The following is a 16,908-nucleotide window of genomic DNA, read 5'->3' as shown; positions in this document are numbered from 1 at the left end:
AAGCCCGTCACCCCTTCGGGAGGCTTCAGGCGTAGCGCCGTCGCGGCACAGTGATGTGATAGCCGGAATCGAGTAGTTGGGGCAGATAGTCGCGCAAGGCCCTTACGCTCTGCGAGCGTTCGCCGCCCGCGTCGTGCGAGAGCACCACGACGCCCGGTCCGGCGCCGTTCTCCACCCGGTCGATGATGGTGCGCGTGCCCGGGCTGGTCCAGTCGAGGGTGTCGAGCGTCCAGGCCAGCGGTTCCATACCCAGGTCGGCGCCGATCTGGAAGGTCGCGCGGCTCCACGCGCCGTAGGGCGCGCGGAACCAGACGGGCGGTTCGCCGTAGGCGTCCTCGATGACGTCACTGGTGCGCTCCAGCTCGGAGCGGACCTCGGAGCGCGAGAGCTGGATCAGCAGCGGGTGGCTCCAGGTGTGGTTGCCGACGATGTGCCCCTCGTCGGCCATCTCGCTCAGCAGGTCCTTGTTGTCGACGGCCATCTCCCCGCACACGAAGAACATCGCGCGCACATCGTGCTCGCGCAGGGTGCGCAGGATGTCCGGGGTGTAGCGCGGGTCGGGGCCGTCGTCGAAGGTCAGCACCATGCTGCGGCCACGCCCGGACATACGCAGAATCGGCTCGTGGCGGACCACGGGCCGCGCGGGTGCGCTGCGCGGCGGGCCGTATCCCGTCATCGGCGCGAGGCGGTAGGCGGAGGGCTTGAGGGCCCGGCGAGCCTGCGGGCCCGCGACCGCAGGGGCGTTTCGCGCCGGGCTCGCGGCCGGCTCGGCGGTGAGGACGCGTGCCGTGCCCGCCACCCCGGCCGCCCCCAGGACGGCCGCGCCGGCGATCAACGCCCGGCGCCGTGTGAGCAGCTGATCGTTTTGCATGATTCATCAGTCACCCATGTGCGGGGTGACACGACTGAGCAACACCGCCACGGCCTCAGCAAAGCACCCGATGAGACCAGCTCAGCGACGGCGCACCAGCGGGAACGGCAGCGTCTCGCGGATCGTCAGCTCTGTCAGGAACATGACAATCCGACCCCGATACCGAGACCCCCGGTGGGCGGCATCGCGTACTCCAGCGCGTCGAGGAAGTCTTCGTCGAGCTCCATCGCCTCGGGGTCGCCCCCGGCGGCCGGCAGTGACTGCGCGGCGAGCCGTCGCCGCTGCTCCACCGGGTCGGTCAACTCGGAGTAGATGGTGCCCCTTTCGGTGCCGAAGGCGACGAGGTCCCAGCGTTCGGCGAGGCGCGGGTCGGTGCGGTGCTGTCGGGTGAGCGGGGAGATGCCGGTCGGGAAATCCGGGGTCTCGACCTCGAGGTGACCGCGGTTGAGCCGGCTCTCGGGTGGCCCTTGCTCCAGAGCTTGCGCAGCGAGGAGGCTCGCGGCGGGCCACGATCAGGAGTATCAGGGCGAGCCCGCAGACGACGAAGGACGGCAGCGACTGGGCGTACAGGCCCATCGCCAGGCCGACGATGTCGAACAGGACGAGCAGCCCGAGGTGGACGACGACCAGCCACCAGGCGACCTTCGTGCGGGCCGCGGTCGCGGCGGCGAGGAGGAAGAGGAAGCCGGCGTACGCGAGGTTGGCGCTGACCGCGACGGTCAGCAGGTCGAGGAAGTCCACGACGGGGCGCAGCAGGCGGCGCAGGGGGTGCGAAGAACGCCAGCAGGGCGCAGAGCAGGGCGAGGGCGCCGAACAAGACCGCGACGAAGCATTGGGGGACCTTGCCGAGGAGGCCGCCTCGGGACGGCCGTATCGGGCCCTTCGTGTCCTTCGTGTTCTTCGGTGCGCGGGCCTGCACGGGGGCACTCATGGCTTCGACTGTAGGAAGAGCCGGACGGACCCGCCCGTCGAGCGGTCACGGGGGCAGCGGGGGCTGCACCCGGTTCGAACCCGCGCGGCTCCCGGACCTGCGGATTCCGATAGCCTCGGCCCTGTGACGGAACAGCAACCCGCGCAGCGGTTCGAACGTGGCACGGACGGTCCCAAGGTCATCGTCGCGGGCGTCGACGGCTCCGACTCGTCCCTGCGGGCCGCGGCCTACGCCGCGGGGCTGGCCAGGCGGCAGCGCGCGCTGCTCGCCCTCGTCTACGTCCAGCCCATCATGGCCGCGGGGGCGGCGCTCGGGGTACCGGTCGCCGAGACGACCGATCGGATCGCCGAGGACCTCATCGCGCAGATCCGGGAGTACGCCGAGCGGTCCAAAGACATATTCTCGATGCGCTGGGAGTTCCACACCTTCCGTGGCGACCCCTACAACGGCCTGGTGACGGCGGCGGACGAGCTCAAGGCGGACGCCGTGGTGGTCGGTGCCTCCGAGCAGGCGGGGCACCGGATCATCGGGTCGGTGGCGGTCCGGCTGGTGAAGGCGGGGCGCTGGCCGGTCACGGTCGTCCCGTAGTGCGTCGTACGTAGTACGGGCCGGTGGGGTCACTGTCCCATCATCAGCCCGTCCTGGGCCGCGCCGCGGCTGAGCACGACGTCCCGGATCCGGTCACGTACGCCGCCGACGTCGGCCCCCGACGCCAGGGCGGCGTTGAGGTTGACCACGCGCCCGGCGTCGATGTCGAAAAACTGCGGCACGAACTCCGCCTTCGTGACCTCCCAGCGGGCGCCCTTGCCGGTGGGAGGGGCGAAGGTGAACCGGGCGAGGGTGCTCTCGTTGCCCCGCGAGTCCCGGACGCCTTGGTAGTTGAACATCTCGCCCGCGATCTGGTCACCCATCCCGTAGACGACCCAGGTGCCGTTGACCTTCTCGTACGCCTGCGGAACACGGGCGTGCGTGCCGAGGATCAGGTCGATGTCGGGCCGCCCGTCCGTGTGGGAGGCGGTGAGTTCCCTGCTCAGGGTCACTTGCTGCATATCGGGCTCGTCCTGCCATTCGGTGCCCCAGTGCAGGGATACGACGACCACATCGGCGCCCGCCTTCCGGGCGGCCCGGGCATCCGCGAGGATCCGGTCGCGGTCGATGAGATTGACGGCCCAGGGCGCGCCCACGGGCATCGGCAAGCCGTTCGTCCCGTACGTGTAAGCGAGCTGGGCGACCGTGGCGGGGCCCGCGCGCATGAGGGTGACCGTGCCCGCCTCGCCCGCGGTGCGTGCCGTTCCCGCGTGCCGTACGCCCGCGCGGTCGAGTGCGTCCAGAGTGCGCTGGATACCGGCGGCGCCGTCGTCCAGGGCGTGGTTCGAGGCGGTGGAGCAGGCGTCGTAGCCGGTCGCGGCGAGCCCGTCGGCCACCTGCGGCGGGGACTTGAAGGTCGGGGCCGGGAAGCCGGATTGGGCGGCGCCGGCGCCGGCGGCGCCGTACACGGTCTCCATGTGACAGATCGCCAGATCGGCGCCGCCGACCAGAGGCTTCGCGGCTTCGAACATCGGCCGGAAGTCGTACCCCACGCCGCCCGCGTCGGAGTTCGCCCGCGCGATGACCGAAGCGTGCGGCAGTACATCTCCGGAGGCGACGAGGGTGAAGCCGCGCGCGACGGAGGACGGCGCCGGTGGCGGCCCGCTGTTGCCAGGCGGCGCCGACTGCTTCTGAGCGGCCTGGCAGCCCGCGGCGGCTACGAGCACGGCCGTGAGAGCCAGAGTGATCTGTCGTCTACGTGTGATCATGCCGAACCCCGATACAGTCATATTTAAGTACGAAGTCATATGAATCCACGTACGTGGGAGAGCCGGAGTCAAGGAGCAACGCACGTCTCTCGCCCGTCCGGCGCTCGTGGACAAGCCCGTTGGGGCGATACGAGGGCACCTCGGGCGAAGCCCGCTGAACCGTTCGCCGCGCCGTTCACCGACGGCATCGACCGCCCACCGCAGACCCGTGTCGCGGCCCTGTCCGAGCGGAGCGGCACCCGCTGGCATACAGGCCATGACGGCCGGAACCACCACCAAGACGACCGCCGAGCACGAGCTGGCCGCGCTGCAGCGCGAGCACGGCCGGCCCCTCTTCGCCCTGCTCCTACGCCTCTGCGACGGTGACCGACAGCGCGCCGAGGACCTGGTACAGGAGACGTTCGTACGCGCCTGGCAGCATCCCGAGGCGCTGCGCGCCGACGACTTCGACTCCGTACGTCCCTGGCTGCTCACCGTCGGACGGCGGCTCGCGATCGACGCGAGGCGGGCCCGCCAGGCGCGTCCGCCGGAGGTCGGGGACGCTGTGCTGGAGAGTGCGCGAGTCTGTGCGGATCACGCCGAAAGGTCGGCGGCGACGCTCGATGTGCGGGAGGCTGTGAAGACACTCACTCCCGAGCACCGTGAAGTCCTGGTGCAGGTGTACTTCCAGGGGGCGAGTGTGGCGGAGGCCGCCGCGGCGCTCGGAATTCCGCCCGGTACCGTGAAGTCGCGCGCGTACTACGCGCTGCGCGCCCTGCGCCGGGTTCTTCCGGGTTACGCGGCCGACCTGCGGTGAAACCCAAGGCCGGGTCAAGCCTCCGTAAAGCGCCTTGCTGAGGACCATGGTTGAGCAATCAGCTGTCCTCATCCGTTTTCCGGGTTGGGGCCCGGGTCGGGCGACGCGCACGCAAACCGGAGGAAGGCGGAAGGGATGCTGCACAGAGGTCAAGAGAGCACGGACGGCGCCGGCGGTGGGGAACTCACGGTCCCCATGGCGTGGTTGTACGCCGAGTACATCGCCGACGAGCTGCTGCGGACCGGCGACCTGATGCCGCCCACGTCCTTCGAGTTCCGCGCCGGGCGCGACGCCCTGGCGCTGACCATCTTCCTCTCCGACACGGAAGGCGAGCTCTCGGGCATCCGGGTCGTCACCCAGCTGGAGACCTGGCTTTCGTTGACGGCGTACGACCAGCCGTGGCAGGACTGGGTGCGCGAGCACATGGCCCGCCTCGCGGCCGAGGCGGTCGAGTCCGGCGGCCCCGCCCCGGACCTGGAGCTGGCGACGGCGGCCTGGCGCTGGCTGGAGGAGACCGAACTGCTCGCCCCCGACCTGGACGCCGTACCCGGTGGCGGCCCGGTCCCGGGCGAGGACGACGGTCCGAAGGTGTGGACACCGGCCTGGCAACTGGGGCTGCCACTGGGGCATCTGGCGATCCATCTCTTCTGACCGCCACGACCGGTCACTCTCCGAACAAGTTTTCCGAGCAACTTTTTTTCTGAGCTCGCACCAATCCGCGGGCCCTCTCGCTCCGAACGTCTTGGTCTCGATTCGGTACGGGTCTTGAGTGATTCGTGGCTCCGGTGCGTACGGGTGGGCAACAGCAACACCACTCCCACCCCGCACCATCGCCACGAGGATTCGGTATTCGGTATGAGGTCCCTGGAACGGCATCGAGACGTCGGCGCCTACGCGCTCGGCGTGCTGGACGAGGCGGAGGCATTCCGCTTCGAGGATCACCTCATGGAGTGCCCCCAGTGCGCGGCGCACGTGAGTGAGTTCCGCCCCGCCGCGCGACAGCTGATGCTGTACAGGCGAGCCACCCCGCGCTCCGTGCACCCCTTCGCCGCCCCCGGGCCCCGGCTGCTGGACCGGCTGCTCAGCGAGGTGGCGGCGCGGCATCGGGCCGGGCGCAGGCGCTGGCTGTACGCAGTGGCCGCCGCCGTGGTGTTCGCGGCGGGCGGGCCCGCGATCGCGATCGTGACGGCGAACGGCGACCCGTCGACCCAGGTCGCCGCGACAGACGCGGACACCGGTGTGTGGGCCCAGATCACCACCCAGGACCGGGTCTGGGGCAGCGAGGTCGACGTCAAGGTCAAGGACGCCGGGGGCTCGCGCCCCTGTCAGCTCGTCGCCGTCGGCAAGGACGGCTCGGAGGAGACGGTGACGAGCTGGATGGGGCCCGTGCACGACGGCGCGGCCACCACGATGCAGGGCGGCGCCGCGCTCCACTCCGAGGAGATCAGCCGGTTCGAGGTGCGCACAACGGACGGCGAGCACCTGGTGACGGTCGAATCCCGGTGACCGGGCGCTATTTGAGCAGCCTGGACATCCGGCGGTCCGCCAGCGGCTTCCCGCCCGTCTGGCAGGTCGGGCAGTACTGCAGCGAGGAGTCACTGAAGGAGACCTCGCGAATGGTGTCGCCACAGACCGGGCACGGCTCGCCCGTCCTGCCGTGCACCCGCAGACCACTCTTCTTCTCCGCCTTGAGACGCCCGGCGGCCAGCCCGTGGGAGCGCTCCACCGCCTCGGCGAGGGTGGCGCGCAGCGCCTCGTACAGGCGGCTCGTCTCCTCGGGGGTCAGCGAGGCGGCGAGCTTGAAGGGGGACATCTTGGCGGCGTGCAGGATCTCGTCGCTGTACGCGTTCCCCACACCCGCGATCAGGCTCTGGTCGCGCAGCGCGCCCTTCAGCTGACGCCGCTCACCCTCCAGGAGCTTCGTGAACCGCGCCTCGTCGAAGTCGGCGGCGAGCGGGTCGGGGCCGAGTCGGGCGATGCCGGGGATCTCTGCCAGGTCCCGTACGACGTACACCGCGAGTCTCTTCTGGGTGCCGGCCTCGGTGAGGTCGAAGCCTTCTCCGGTCTCCAGGGCGACACGCAGCGCGAGCGGGCCCTTGCCGGGGCGGGGCGGACCGTCGGGCAGCGTGTCCTTCCAGTGCAGCCAGCCCGCGCGGGCCAGATGCGTCACGAAGTGCAGGCCGTCGGCCTCGATGTCGAGGAACTTGCCGTGCCGGTGCACGGCGGTGACCTCACGGCCCTCGAAGGCGGTGACGGGTGGGTCGTACGTCTTCAGGACGCTGATGGCAACGGGCAGCACGCGCACGACCTCGCGGCCGACGAGATGGTCGGCCAGGAAGTCCTTGAGCGCTTCGACCTCCGGCAGTTCCGGCATGGCTCCAGGGTGCCACCCGGCTCCGACAACACCACCCGGAACGTCGCGCATCCCCGGCACACACCCCAGGCGCGCCGGTGGTCAGTCCCGTTCCCGGACGACGAACTCGCACCACACGCACTTGCCGCCGCCACGGGCCTCCACGCCCCAGACGTCGGTGAGCCGGTCGACCAGCAGCAGGCCGCGCCCCGAGACCCCGGACTCGCCGGCCTCACGACGGCGCGGCAGGGCGCTGGAGCAGTCCTCCACCTCGGCGCGCAGCCTGCGGTCGGGGCCGGTGAGGACCCGCAGGGTGACGATCGCGGCGCCCTCGGTGTGTATGAGGGCGTTGGTGATCAGCTCGTCGGCGACCAGCTCGATCTCGTCGGTGCGCTCCTGGGCGCCCCAGGCGCGGACGGCGGCGCGGATCATGTGCCGGGCCTCGATGAGCGCCTCGGGGTCGCCGGGCGCGACATGCTGCTGGAGCCGCCCGCCGGACTGTTGCGGGCCGGCGCCGCGACGGCGCAGGAGCAGCAGGGCGACATCGTCGTCGCCACCGCGTTCCTCGGCGACGTCGATGAGCAGGTCGGCGAGATCGCGCACGTCATCCGGGCCCGAGCGGATCAGCTCCATCAGGGTGTGCATGCCCTCGTCGAGGTCGGCGCCGGGCTCCTCGACAAGGCCGTCGGTGCACAACAGCAGGGTCTGGCCGGGGTCCAACTCGAACGTGTCGACCGGGTATTCGAGGCGCCCGAACTCGGCGGACAGGCCCAGCGGCAGCCCCCCTTCGACGGGCAGCCTGCGGCAGCTGCCGTCGGTCTGGCGGATCAGCGGATCGATATGGCCGGCCCGCACCAGCTGGACGACACCGGTGGACAGGTCGGACTCCGCGTACAGGCAGGTCGCGAAGCGTTCGGTGTCCAGCTCGTGCAGGAAGACCGAGGCGCGGGCCATCACGGTGGCGGGGGTGTGGCCCTCGGTGGCGTAGGCGCGCAGCACGATGCGCAGCTGGCCCATGACGGCGGCGGCGTGGGTGTCGTGGCCCTGCACGTCGCCGATGACGGCACCGACGCGCCCGCCGGGCAGCGGGATCAGGTCGTACCAGTCGCCGCCGATGTCCCGGCCCAGGGAGGCGGAGCGGTAGCGGACAGCGATGTCGGCGCCGGGCACGCTGGGGATGGAGCGCGGCAGCATGGCCTGCTGGAGGCCCTGCGCGAGGTCTTTCTCCTGCTCGTAGAACATGGCCCGCTGCAGGCTCTGTGCGATGCTGCTGCCGAGCGCGACGAGGACGTTGCGGTCCTCCGCGGAGAAACCGCGCCGGTCGTTGTAGAGCAGGCCCATCGCGCCGATGGGGCGGGCCTGCGCGATGAGCGGCAGATAGGCCGCCGAGGTGATCTCCAGGTCGGTGATGTTCGGCCACAGCAGCGGGTACGACTCGGCGAAGTCCTCCGGGGACTCGATGAAGCGCGGCGCGAGGGTGCGTACGACCTCGCTCATCGGGTACTGCTCGTCGATACGGGTGACCATGGTGCCGGCCACGAAGCTGCCCTCGGGCCCCTCGGCGACCAGCCGGATGCGTCCGGCCTCCACCAGGCCCATGACCAGGCTCGTCGCCCCGAGGTGGGTGAGGCCGTGGGAGTCCTTGAGGACGTCGATGACGTCCTGGACGGTGCGGGCGTGTGCGAGCGCCGCCGTGGTGACCTGCACGACGTTCGTCTGCTGACGCCGGGCCTCGTCCTGGGCGGCCTGCTCGCGGCGCGCCGCGCTCTCGCTCAGCTCCTGGGTGGCGTCGCGGACGATGCCGATGATCCGGCGCGGGCGGCCCGTCTCGTCGCGGCGGATGTAGCCCTGGGTGTGCGTCCAGCGTGACGATCCGTCCCGGCAGCGGATGCGGAAGTAGGCGCCATAGTTCTCGCTGCCGTCCTTGAGTGCCTGGGAGACCAGGGTGTCGATGCGGCCGGCCTCGGTCGGGGGCACCCGCATGGACAGCAGCGTCCCGGGGCGGCCGTCGTATTCGTCGGGGCGCAGGTCGAAGACCTCGTGGGCCTGGGCGTCCATCTGCATCAGACCGGTGTCCAGGTCCCAGTCGAAACTGCCCATGCGGTTGAGCGCCAGGATCGGATCCGGGTGGGCGGGCCAGTCGTCCGGGAGTGACAGGGCGCTCGCTCCCCGATCAACCATGGGGCCACCTTGCCAGGATTTGCCCGATTATTCGACTTCTCCCCGGCGTGCAGGGGCTTTCTCTCCGGCCGTGCGGGGGCTAGGGCCTGTCCGGCGGATCAGGTCGCAGGGAAGCAACGGCGCCTGATAATCGCCGGTGAGCGGGGCCTGTTGCGTGCAGCTGCAAGGCGGAGGAGGGCGTCGACGCGATGGGGGTCCCCCTGTTCGAGCGAAGCCGAGAACTTGGGGGAGTCGGCAACCGACGACAACGCCGGAGGGGGTACCTCCCTGCTCGAGCGAAGCCGAGAGCTTGGGGGCGGGCGTGCCACGCCCCGCGTCTGCGGCATGATCCGCCGGACAGGCCCTAAACGCGCAGGGGCCACGACGAGACGGAGGCCTGGGAGATGCCCGCGGCCCGCGCGAAGGCGCGCGCCTTGCTCCGGTCGGCGGCGAGCAGGCCGATCCCCTTCTCGGCGTCGCAGCCGCCGACGGAACGGGTGCCTCCGTGGAGGCCGGGCGTGGAACCCGAGAGGGAACGCACCTCCTGCACGGCGGAGGCACTGTCCGTGGGCGCCGTGTACGGCCTTCGAGTGACGGTCGGGGTGGCCGTGGAGTCGGTGAAAGGTCCGGCCCCTGGACCCCGACCGGCTGGGGATAGAGCTCCAGCGCAGGTCGTGACGATGGTTCGGGTGGGTATGCGCACCGCGTTCTCCCGCGTTCCCCCCGTTCACCCTCCGGGTGTTTCGTCCGCTATTGTCTGCGTCGCCCAGTTGGCTTACGCAAGCCGAGACGGTCACCCAGCGTCACAATGGGAGGGAGAGGAGCGCCTTGTCGTGGAGTGGTTCATCGCCCCCGAGTACTGGCTGAGCCGGCTGGTCTTCCAGCGGGTGCTGGCCGTCGTGTATCTCGCCGCGTTCCTGGGCGCGGCGCTCCAGTTCCGCGCGCTGATCGGGGAGCGCGGGATGCTGCCGGTGCCCCATTTCGTGGCACGGGTGCCGTTCCGCAACGCGCCGAGCGTGTTCCAGCTGCGCTATTCGGACCGCTTCTTCGCGGCGTGGTGCTGGACGGGCTGTGCGGTGTCGGTGGCGTTGATCGCGGGCCTGGATCAACAACTACCGCTCTGGGGTGCCATGTTGCTGTGGGTTGTGCCCTGGGCGATGTACCTCTCCATCGTCAATGTCGGCCAGACCTGGTATGCGTTCGGCTGGGAGTCCCTGCTCCTGGAGGTCGGCTTCCTCGCCGTCTTCCTGGGCAATGACGAGGTCGCTCCCCCGATCGTGGTCCTCTTCCTGCTGCGTTGGGTGCTCTTCCGGGTGGAGTTCGGCGCCGGGCTGATCAAGATGCGCGGCGATGCCTGCTGGCGGAAGCTGACCTGCCTGGACTACCACCACGAGACACAGCCGATGCCGGGCCCGCTGAGCTGGTTCTTCCACCATCTCCCGAAGCCTTTTCACCGGGTCGAGGTGGCCGCCAACCACGTCACCCAACTCGTCGTCCCCATCCTGCTGTTCACCCCGCAGCCGATCGCGACGGCCGCCGCCTCGCTGATGATCCTCACCCAGCTCTGGCTGGTCCTGTCCGGCAATTTCTCCTGGCTGAACTGGACGACGATCGTGCTGGCCCTGTCGGCGGTCGCGTTCCCCACCACTCCCCCGCGGGTGTCCGGACCGCCCCTCTGGTACGAGATCGTGGTGCTCGCCGTCGCCACCGGCCTGGTCGTGCTCAGCTACCGCCCCGCCCGCAATCTCGTCTCCCGGCGCCAGGTCATGAACCGCTCCTTCGACCCGCTCCACCTGGTCAACACCTACGGCGCGTTCGGCAGCGTCAGCCGGATCCGTCACGAGGTGATCGTCGAGGGCACGACGGACGCCATGCCGCGCGAGGACTCGGACTGGCGGGAGTACGAGTTCAAGGGCAAGCCCGGCGCCACCCGCTACTGGCCGCGCCAGTTCGCGCCCTACCATCTGCGGCTCGACTGGCTGATGTGGTTCGCGGCGCTCTCCCCCGCGTACGCCGCTTCGTGGTTCACCGGTCTGGTCGAACGGCTCCTGGAGAACGACCGCGACACGCTACGGCTGCTGCGCCGCTCCCCGTTCCCGGCGGACGCGCCACCCCGGTACGTCCGCGCCCGCCTCTACCGCTATCGCTATACGACCTGGCGGGAGCTTCGCGAGACGGGCGCGTGCTGGCACCGCACGTATGTACGGGACTTCCTGCCGCCGATGCGGCTGGAATGGGTGGATCAGAGCCGTTGAAGTGCTCTCCTGACCAAAGCCGGGAGATTCCTGGGCGATGGGCACGGTGACGCCCACGTCGATGCCGACCTCCGGCCCCTGGTGAGGCCGCGAGACACCGGCGAAGGGCCGGCGATCAGCCCAGCCGCCGGCGGCCGGGCCGACTGGTTGGCGGGCAAGCGGGTCAATGGACATGAACAGGTCAATTGTTTGCTCCACCATGGGGATTAATCGCCATGCGTCACAGGTGCGTCGTGGCCAGTTCCGCCAATGAGAGTCCTTACCGTGGCGTGCGCTACGCAGGGCCCGGCTCGGGCGCCCGTCCTGCCCTTGTATCAACCACGAAAGGAGTGAGCGTGAAGGCTCGCTTTGGTGTGAAGCGGAAAGTGACGCTTGGGGTCACAGCGCTGGTCGCGATCGCTGCCTCAGCCGTCCCGGGATCGGCATCCGCCGTCACCGACGGAATCCAGGGAAGCTCGGATCACTGGGGCGTCATCACCCGCAACACAATCGGCTCTCCCGTCGCCGCCTTGAGGAACGGCCCGTTCGGCTCGTACGACGTAAAGGGCTCCTCCGCGAGGCCGCCCTACGGACGGGGCAGCCTCGGAATCGAGGTAGCGGACAGCTCCACCTCCCTCACCCCGCCCAGCGAGAAGGTCGACTTCGGCAACGAGGTCGACTTCTACGGCGACCCGGTACTGGGACTGAACCAGGTCGGTTTCCACGTCTTCCAGACCGGCGAGAACATCTCCTATGGCGGCCCGGGGAACTTGCCGAACATCAGGTTCGAGATCAATCCGAAGCTCACCGCGGCTGCGGCCACCACCTACTCCTCTGCGGTGTGGGTGCCGGACCCCTCCCCGGTGACGGACGGCTGGAGTTCCTACCTGGATGCCACCGAGACCGGCCTGTGGTTCCTCACGGGCAACGCGGGGGTCGTGACCGGCTGCAACCAGACCACCAAGTGCACCTTCCCGCAGTTGAAAACCGCGCTCAACGACGGCGGCGCGCGGCCGACCATCTACACCGCCGCGGTAGGCAAGGGCCGCGACTACATCTGGATCGGCGCTGTCGACGGCCTGCGGATCAACAAGACCATCTACGACTTCGAGGCCGACGGAGTCAAAACTCGCCGCGCCAACTGAGCGAGGCACCCGGCAGGGTGGCGTCGCCCCGGCCGTGGTCGCGGCGGTGGAGCCCCGCGTCGGCGACTCGGGGGAAGAGTAGGGGTGGTCAGCCGTCGGTCGGCGCCGGAGTGATGGCCGCCCACGTGATCAGCGCCTCCGAGTGCTCAACGAGCCGTCCGTCGTCTTGCAGGCCAGCGCCCTCGAAGACGGGTGCTGGCCTGCGCCGTCGTGAGCTTGACGGATCAAGTCGACAAGTAAAGAAAGGGAGTACCCCAAGAGCTGGAGCCCGTGCTCACTGTCAGAGCAGCTCCGAGGTGGTCTTCACCCCCGCCGTGAACGGCGGCGCGCCGGCCAAGATCAAAGGTAGACGCGGGTCGCGGTGCCGCCGAAGACCTCGGCACTCTCTCCCGCACCCAGCCCACCGAGCAACTCCTGTGCCGTGTCGAGCACTTGGGCGTACGAGGCCGCCAAGGTGCACACCGGCCAGTCGGAGCCGAACATCAGGCGGCCGGGCCCGAAGGCCTCCAGGACGGTGTCCGCGTACGGGCGCAGCTCGTCGACCGTCCCCTTCGCGAGATCCGCCTCGGTGACCATGCCGGACAGTTTGCACACCGTGTGGGGAAGCGCGGCCAGCTCCCTCACGCCCGTCGCCCACGGCTCCAGTACCCCCGTGGCGATCGGCGGCTTCCCCAAGTGATCCAGGACGAAGGTGAGTTCAGGGTGATCCGCCGCTGCCCGAACGCACGCGGGCAGCTGGTGCGGCAGCACGACCAGGTCGTAGACGAGGCCTGCCGCCGCGACGGCCGCGAGCCCGCGCCGTACGTCCGGACGCAGTAGCCACTGGGGGTCGGGCTCGCCCTGGACCTGATGCCGGATGCCCTTGAGGTACCGGCCGCCCGGCAGCTCCCGCAGCCGGGCGAGCTCGTCGGCGATGTCCGGCCGTGTCAGGTCGGTCCAGCCCACCACCCCCGCGATCAGCTCGCTCCGCTCCGCGAGGGCGAGGAACTCCGGGGTCTCCTCGGGCACGGTGATCGTCTGTACGAGGACGGTGCGGTCGACCCCGGCGGCCCGCGCCTCCGGTTCGAGGTCCGTCACGCCGAAGTTCCGCCTCAGTGGCTGAAGTTCGGGCCCGGCGATCCAGTCCTGGTCACGAACGGAGAGGTCCCACACGTGGTGGTGCGCGTCCACCCTCACGGCAACTCCCATACGACGGGAAGCCCGGCAGCCGCGCCCTCGTCGGAGTAGTCGTGCACGACGTCGAGGAGTTCGGCCATGCGTGCCTGCCAGCCGATGTTGACCGGCAGTTTCTCCAGTTCGGCGAGCATGCGGCCGTAGTCCTCGCACTCCAGGACGTGGAAGAGGTCGGTACCGCTGCGCCAGATCGTCCAGGAGGTGGCTCCGGCGGCACGGATGGCCGCGGTGAGTTCTTCGGGGACCTCTCGGTGGGCGGTCTCGTACTCGGCGATCCGGTCTGCGCGGACCTTTGTGTGCAGGGCTACTCTCATGACGGATCCTGTACGGGTACGGGGGCGTCCTCGGGCAGTAGTTTCGCCTCCCGCAGCTCCCGCCAGAACGCGGCGGGGACCGGCGCTTCGAACTGCTCCACGCAGTCGCCGACTTCGTACGGCGAGCGGGCGCCGACGAGGACGCTGGCCACGGCCGGGTGGGCGGCGGCGAAGGCGAGCGCGGCGGCGCGCAGGGTGGTGCCGTGCCGCTCAGCGATCGTCTTGAGCCGCAGGGCCCGGTCCAGCAACTCGCCCGACGCCGCCGCGTAGTTGTACGTCGCTCCGGGCCGCGGGTCGGCCAGCAGACCGGAGTTGAAGGCGCCGCCGATGACGACAGAAGTGCCGCGCTCCTCGGCGGCCGGCAGCAGCTCGGCCAGCGCGCCGTGGTCGAGCAGCGTGTAGCGGCCCGCGCAGAGCACCACGTCCACATCTGTCTCGCGTACGAAGCGGGTGAGCATCTCGGCCTGGTTCATGCCTGCTCCGATGGCGCCCACCACGCCTTCCGAGCGGAGTTTCTCCAGTGCGGGATATCCCTCTCGGAAGGCCTGCTCGGCGTGGTCGTCCGGGTCGTGGAGGTAGACGACGTCCACGCGGTCGAGACCGAGCCGTTCGAGGCTGGCCTCCAGGCTCCGGCGTACGCCGTCGGCGCTGAAGTCCCAGACGCGATGGTGCGTGGCGGGTACCGCGAAACCGTCGGCGAGGTCGTCGCCGCCCTTGTCCGTGGGCTCCAGGCGGCGGCCCACCTTGGTGGACACGGTGTACTCGGCGCGGGGCCGGTCGCGCAGGGCCGCGCCGAGACGGCGTTCGGAGAGGCCGATGCCGTAGTGCGGCGCGGTGTCGAAGTAGCGGATGCCACCGGACCAGGCGGCGTCCACGGCCTCGTACGCCTGCTCGTCGCTGACCGCGGTGAACAGGTTGCCGATGCCCGCGGCGCCGAAGGACAGGGGACTGACCGCGACGCCGCTTCTCCCCAGGGTGCTCACTGGCCCACCGGGCGCAGCCGCAGCCCCTGCATGCCGCCGTCCACGGCGAGGGCAGTGCCGGTGGTGGCGCCGGACAGGGGGCTCGCCAAGTAGGCGATGGCACCCGCGACCTCGTCCGCCGAAACGAGGCGGCCGGAGGGCTGACGGGCCTCCAGCGCGGCGCGTTCGGCGGCCGGGTCGGGGGCGGTGTCGAGGAGGCGGCCGACCCAGGGCGTGTCGGCGGTGCCGGGGTTCACGCAGTTGACGCGGATGCCTTCGCGGAGGTGGTCGGCGGCCATGGCGAGGGTGAGGGAGAGGACGGCGCCCTTGGTGGCGGAGTACAGGGCGCGCTGCGGCAGCCCGGCGGTAGCGGCGATGGAGCAGGTGTTCACGATCGCCGCGTGCGCGGACTCCCGCAGGTGGGGCAGGGCGGCGCGGGCCGTACGGACCATGCCGACGACGTTGACGTCCAGGACCCGGTGCCACTCGTCGTCGGCATTGTCCTCGACGGTGCCCTGGGCGCCGATCCCCGCGTTGTTGATCAGTACGTCGAGTCCGCCGAGGTCCGCGACGGCCGCGGCCACGGCCTGGCGTACGGAGGCGTCGTCGGTGACGTCGGCACGGTAGCCGAGCAGGGGCTTCTCGACCGTCGAGGGGTCCAGGTCGAGGACGGCGACCTGGGCTCCGCGGGCGGCGAGCAGCTCGGCGGTGGCGCGGCCGATGCCGGAGGCGCCACCGGTCACCAGCGCCTTGAGACCTTCGAAGTCGGCGGTCACGCGACTTCCCCCTTCTGCTTTTCGCTCGTCTGGTTGTCGGACTTCTGTTGGGCGAGGTCGGCGGCCCAGAAGGTGCCGCCGGGGTAGGTGAACTCCGCGATGGACTCCGGTCGCATGGTCGCGGAGAATCCCGGCGCGGTGGGTGCCGTGTAGTGACCCTGCCTGATCACCACCGGATCGAGGAAGTGGCCGTGCAGATGGTCGACGTATTCGATGACCCGGTCGTCGGTGGTGCCGGAGAGCGCCACGAAGTCGAACATCGACAGGTGCTGGACGAGTTCGCACAGGCCGACGCCGCCGGCGTGCGGGCAGACGGGCACCCCGAACTTGGCCGCGAGGAGCAGGATGGCGAGGTTCTCGTTGACTCCGGCGACACGGGCCGCGTCGATCTGCAGGACGTCGATGGCGTCGGACTGGAGGAGCTGCTTGAAGACGACGCGGTTCTGGACGTGCTCGCCGGTGGCGACCTTGACGGGGGCGACGGCCTTGCGGACGGCGGCATGGCCGAGGACGTCGTCGGGGCTGGTGGGCTCCTCGATCCAGTAGGGCTCGAACTCGGCGAGGGCCTTGGTCCAGGCGATCGCCTCGTCCACGTTCCAGCGCTGGTTGGCGTCGATCGCGATGCGGATGTCGGGGCCGACGGCCGAGCGGGCGACGCGGCAGCGACGTACGTCGTCCGCCAGATCGGCGCCCACCTTCAACTTGATCTGCCGGAACCCGTCGGCGACGGCCTCGGCGGCGAGGCGGGTGAGCTTCTCGTCGCTGTAGCCGAGCCAGCCGGGCGAGGTGGTGTAGGCGGGGAAGCCTCTCTCCCGGAGGATCGCGGCGCGCTTGGCGGCGCCCTGACGGCCGCGGCGCAGCAGGTCCAGCGCCTCCTCCGGCGTGAGGGCGTCCGTGAGGTAGCGGAAGTCGACCTGGCGGACCAGCCACTCCGGTTCGGCGTCGGCGAGCAGCTGCCACAGCGGCTTCTCGGCGCGCTTGGCGGCCAGGTCCCACACGGCGTTGACGACGGCGCCGATCGCCATGTGCATCACGCCCTTCTCGGGCCCGAGCCAGCGCAGCTGGCTGTCCCCGATCAGGTCCCGGGCAAGGGCGCCCGGGTCGGCGCACAGCTCCTGGACGGACCGTCCGACCACATGCCCGCGCAGCGCCTCGATCGCGGCGACCTGGACATCGTTGCCCCGCCCGATGGTGAAGGTGAAGCCGTGCCCCTCGGGACAGTCGGCCGCGTCGCTGCGCAGCACGACGTACGCTGCCGAGTAGTCGGGGTCCGGGTTCATCGCGTCGGAGCCGTCGAGCTCGCGCGAGGTGGGGAAACGGATGTCGTAGGTGTCGACCGCGGTGATGCGAGCGGCAGTTGGGGACACGGGAGGCCTTTCGGTCCGGGACAGGGGCGT

Annotated in this window: 16 protein-coding genes and 2 pseudogenes; 6 read left to right on the top strand and 12 right to left on the bottom strand. The window is 70.4% G+C overall.

The features are described 5' to 3' along the window. Positions 1–25: 25 nt before the first annotated feature. The 3 genes and pseudogenes from ACX28W_RS10905 to ACX28W_RS10895 all read right to left on the bottom strand — a co-directional run. Complete coding sequence (locus tag ACX28W_RS10905; RefSeq protein ID WP_458998679.1) at positions 26–871, bottom strand: polysaccharide deacetylase family protein; 846 nt, start codon at positions 869–871, stop codon at positions 26–28. A gap of 81 nt (positions 872–952) precedes the next feature. Continuing rightward, a pseudogene (locus tag ACX28W_RS10900) lies at positions 953–1,287 on the bottom strand (amino acid--tRNA ligase-related protein); the annotation flags it as partial. Positions 1,288–1,357: 70 nt separating this feature from the next. Then, positions 1,358–1,798 (bottom strand): annotated as a pseudogene (locus tag ACX28W_RS10895) (hypothetical protein); the annotation flags it as partial. A 127-nt stretch (positions 1,799–1,925) separates the two neighbouring features. Here ACX28W_RS10895 and ACX28W_RS10890 point away from each other — a divergent pair. Then, positions 1,926–2,390: a universal stress protein gene (locus ACX28W_RS10890; RefSeq protein WP_458998678.1), complete on the top strand. Its 465-nt coding sequence runs from the start codon at positions 1,926–1,928 to the stop codon at positions 2,388–2,390. Positions 2,391–2,419: 29 nt separating this feature from the next. On the opposite strand, the gene ACX28W_RS10885 is transcribed toward ACX28W_RS10890, so the two are convergent. Continuing rightward, the gene (locus tag ACX28W_RS10885; protein WP_458998677.1) at positions 2,420–3,598 is read right to left on the bottom strand and encodes a CapA family protein; all 1,179 of its coding nucleotides are present in this window, start codon (positions 3,596–3,598) and stop codon (positions 2,420–2,422) included. Positions 3,599–3,854: 256 nt separating this feature from the next. On the opposite strand from ACX28W_RS10885, the gene ACX28W_RS10880 reads away from it, so the two are divergent. The 3 genes from ACX28W_RS10880 (at position 3,855) to ACX28W_RS10870 (ending at position 5,900) form a co-directional block, all read left to right on the top strand. Beyond that, on the top strand, positions 3,855–4,394 hold the full coding sequence (locus ACX28W_RS10880) for a sigma-70 family RNA polymerase sigma factor (RefSeq protein WP_362077358.1): 540 nt from the start codon (positions 3,855–3,857) through the stop codon (positions 4,392–4,394). Between the two features lie 135 nt (positions 4,395–4,529). Continuing rightward, the gene (locus ACX28W_RS10875) at positions 4,530–5,045 is read left to right on the top strand and encodes a hypothetical protein (protein ID WP_362077356.1); all 516 of its coding nucleotides are present in this window, start codon (positions 4,530–4,532) and stop codon (positions 5,043–5,045) included. A 204-nt stretch (positions 5,046–5,249) separates the two neighbouring features. After that, a complete protein-coding gene (locus tag ACX28W_RS10870; protein WP_458998676.1) occupies positions 5,250–5,900 on the top strand; it encodes a zf-HC2 domain-containing protein in 651 nt (216 codons plus the stop codon). 7 nt (positions 5,901–5,907) lie between these two features. Here ACX28W_RS10870 and ACX28W_RS10865 read toward each other — a convergent pair whose 3' ends face one another. The 3 genes from ACX28W_RS10865 to ACX28W_RS10855 form a co-directional block, all read right to left on the bottom strand. After that, positions 5,908–6,768: an Fpg/Nei family DNA glycosylase gene (locus ACX28W_RS10865; protein WP_458998675.1), complete on the bottom strand. Its 861-nt coding sequence runs from the start codon at positions 6,766–6,768 to the stop codon at positions 5,908–5,910. Positions 6,769–6,849: 81 nt separating this feature from the next. Continuing rightward, on the bottom strand, positions 6,850–8,928 hold the full coding sequence (locus tag ACX28W_RS10860; RefSeq protein WP_458998674.1) for a SpoIIE family protein phosphatase: 2,079 nt from the start codon (positions 8,926–8,928) through the stop codon (positions 6,850–6,852). A gap of 343 nt (positions 8,929–9,271) precedes the next feature. Further along, positions 9,272–9,457: a DUF6777 domain-containing protein gene (locus tag ACX28W_RS10855; protein WP_458998673.1), complete on the bottom strand. Its 186-nt coding sequence runs from the start codon at positions 9,455–9,457 to the stop codon at positions 9,272–9,274. Between the two features lie 283 nt (positions 9,458–9,740). Here ACX28W_RS10855 and ACX28W_RS10850 point away from each other — a divergent pair, with 283 nt between their 5' ends. Continuing rightward, positions 9,741–11,162 (top strand): lipase maturation factor family protein, encoded by a 1,422-nt coding sequence (locus tag ACX28W_RS10850; protein WP_458998672.1) that lies wholly within the window; start codon positions 9,741–9,743, stop codon positions 11,160–11,162. A 335-nt stretch (positions 11,163–11,497) separates the two neighbouring features. Next, positions 11,498–12,286, top strand: coding sequence for a hypothetical protein (locus tag ACX28W_RS10845; protein WP_458998671.1), 789 nt, complete (start codon positions 11,498–11,500; stop codon positions 12,284–12,286). Between the two features lie 339 nt (positions 12,287–12,625). Here the strand turns inward: ACX28W_RS10845 and ACX28W_RS10840 are convergent, their stop codons facing one another. From ACX28W_RS10840 to ACX28W_RS10820, 5 genes are read right to left on the bottom strand one after another with little or no spacing between them, the layout of a single operon-like run. Beyond that, complete coding sequence (locus tag ACX28W_RS10840) at positions 12,626–13,474, bottom strand: amidohydrolase family protein (protein WP_458998670.1); 849 nt, start codon at positions 13,472–13,474, stop codon at positions 12,626–12,628. After that, the gene (locus ACX28W_RS10835; RefSeq protein ID WP_458998669.1) at positions 13,459–13,773 is read right to left on the bottom strand and encodes an L-rhamnose mutarotase; all 315 of its coding nucleotides are present in this window, start codon (positions 13,771–13,773) and stop codon (positions 13,459–13,461) included. Before ACX28W_RS10835 ends, ACX28W_RS10840 begins: the two co-directional genes overlap by 16 nt. Further along, a complete protein-coding gene (locus ACX28W_RS10830) occupies positions 13,770–14,756 on the bottom strand; it encodes an aldo/keto reductase (protein WP_458998668.1) in 987 nt (328 codons plus the stop codon). The genes ACX28W_RS10835 and ACX28W_RS10830 overlap by 4 nt, the downstream gene beginning before the upstream one ends. Beyond that, positions 14,753–15,511 (bottom strand): SDR family NAD(P)-dependent oxidoreductase, encoded by a 759-nt coding sequence (locus tag ACX28W_RS10825; RefSeq protein WP_458998667.1) that lies wholly within the window; start codon positions 15,509–15,511, stop codon positions 14,753–14,755. Before ACX28W_RS10825 ends, ACX28W_RS10830 begins: the two co-directional genes overlap by 4 nt. Beyond that, positions 15,508–16,878: an L-fuconate dehydratase gene (locus tag ACX28W_RS10820; protein WP_458998666.1), complete on the bottom strand. Its 1,371-nt coding sequence runs from the start codon at positions 16,876–16,878 to the stop codon at positions 15,508–15,510. The genes ACX28W_RS10825 and ACX28W_RS10820 overlap by 4 nt, the downstream gene beginning before the upstream one ends. Positions 16,879–16,908: the final 30 nt, after the last annotated feature.

It is taken from the genome of Streptomyces sp. SD15 (assembly GCF_054462255.1).
This window is presented reverse-complemented; position numbering and strand designations above follow the sequence as displayed.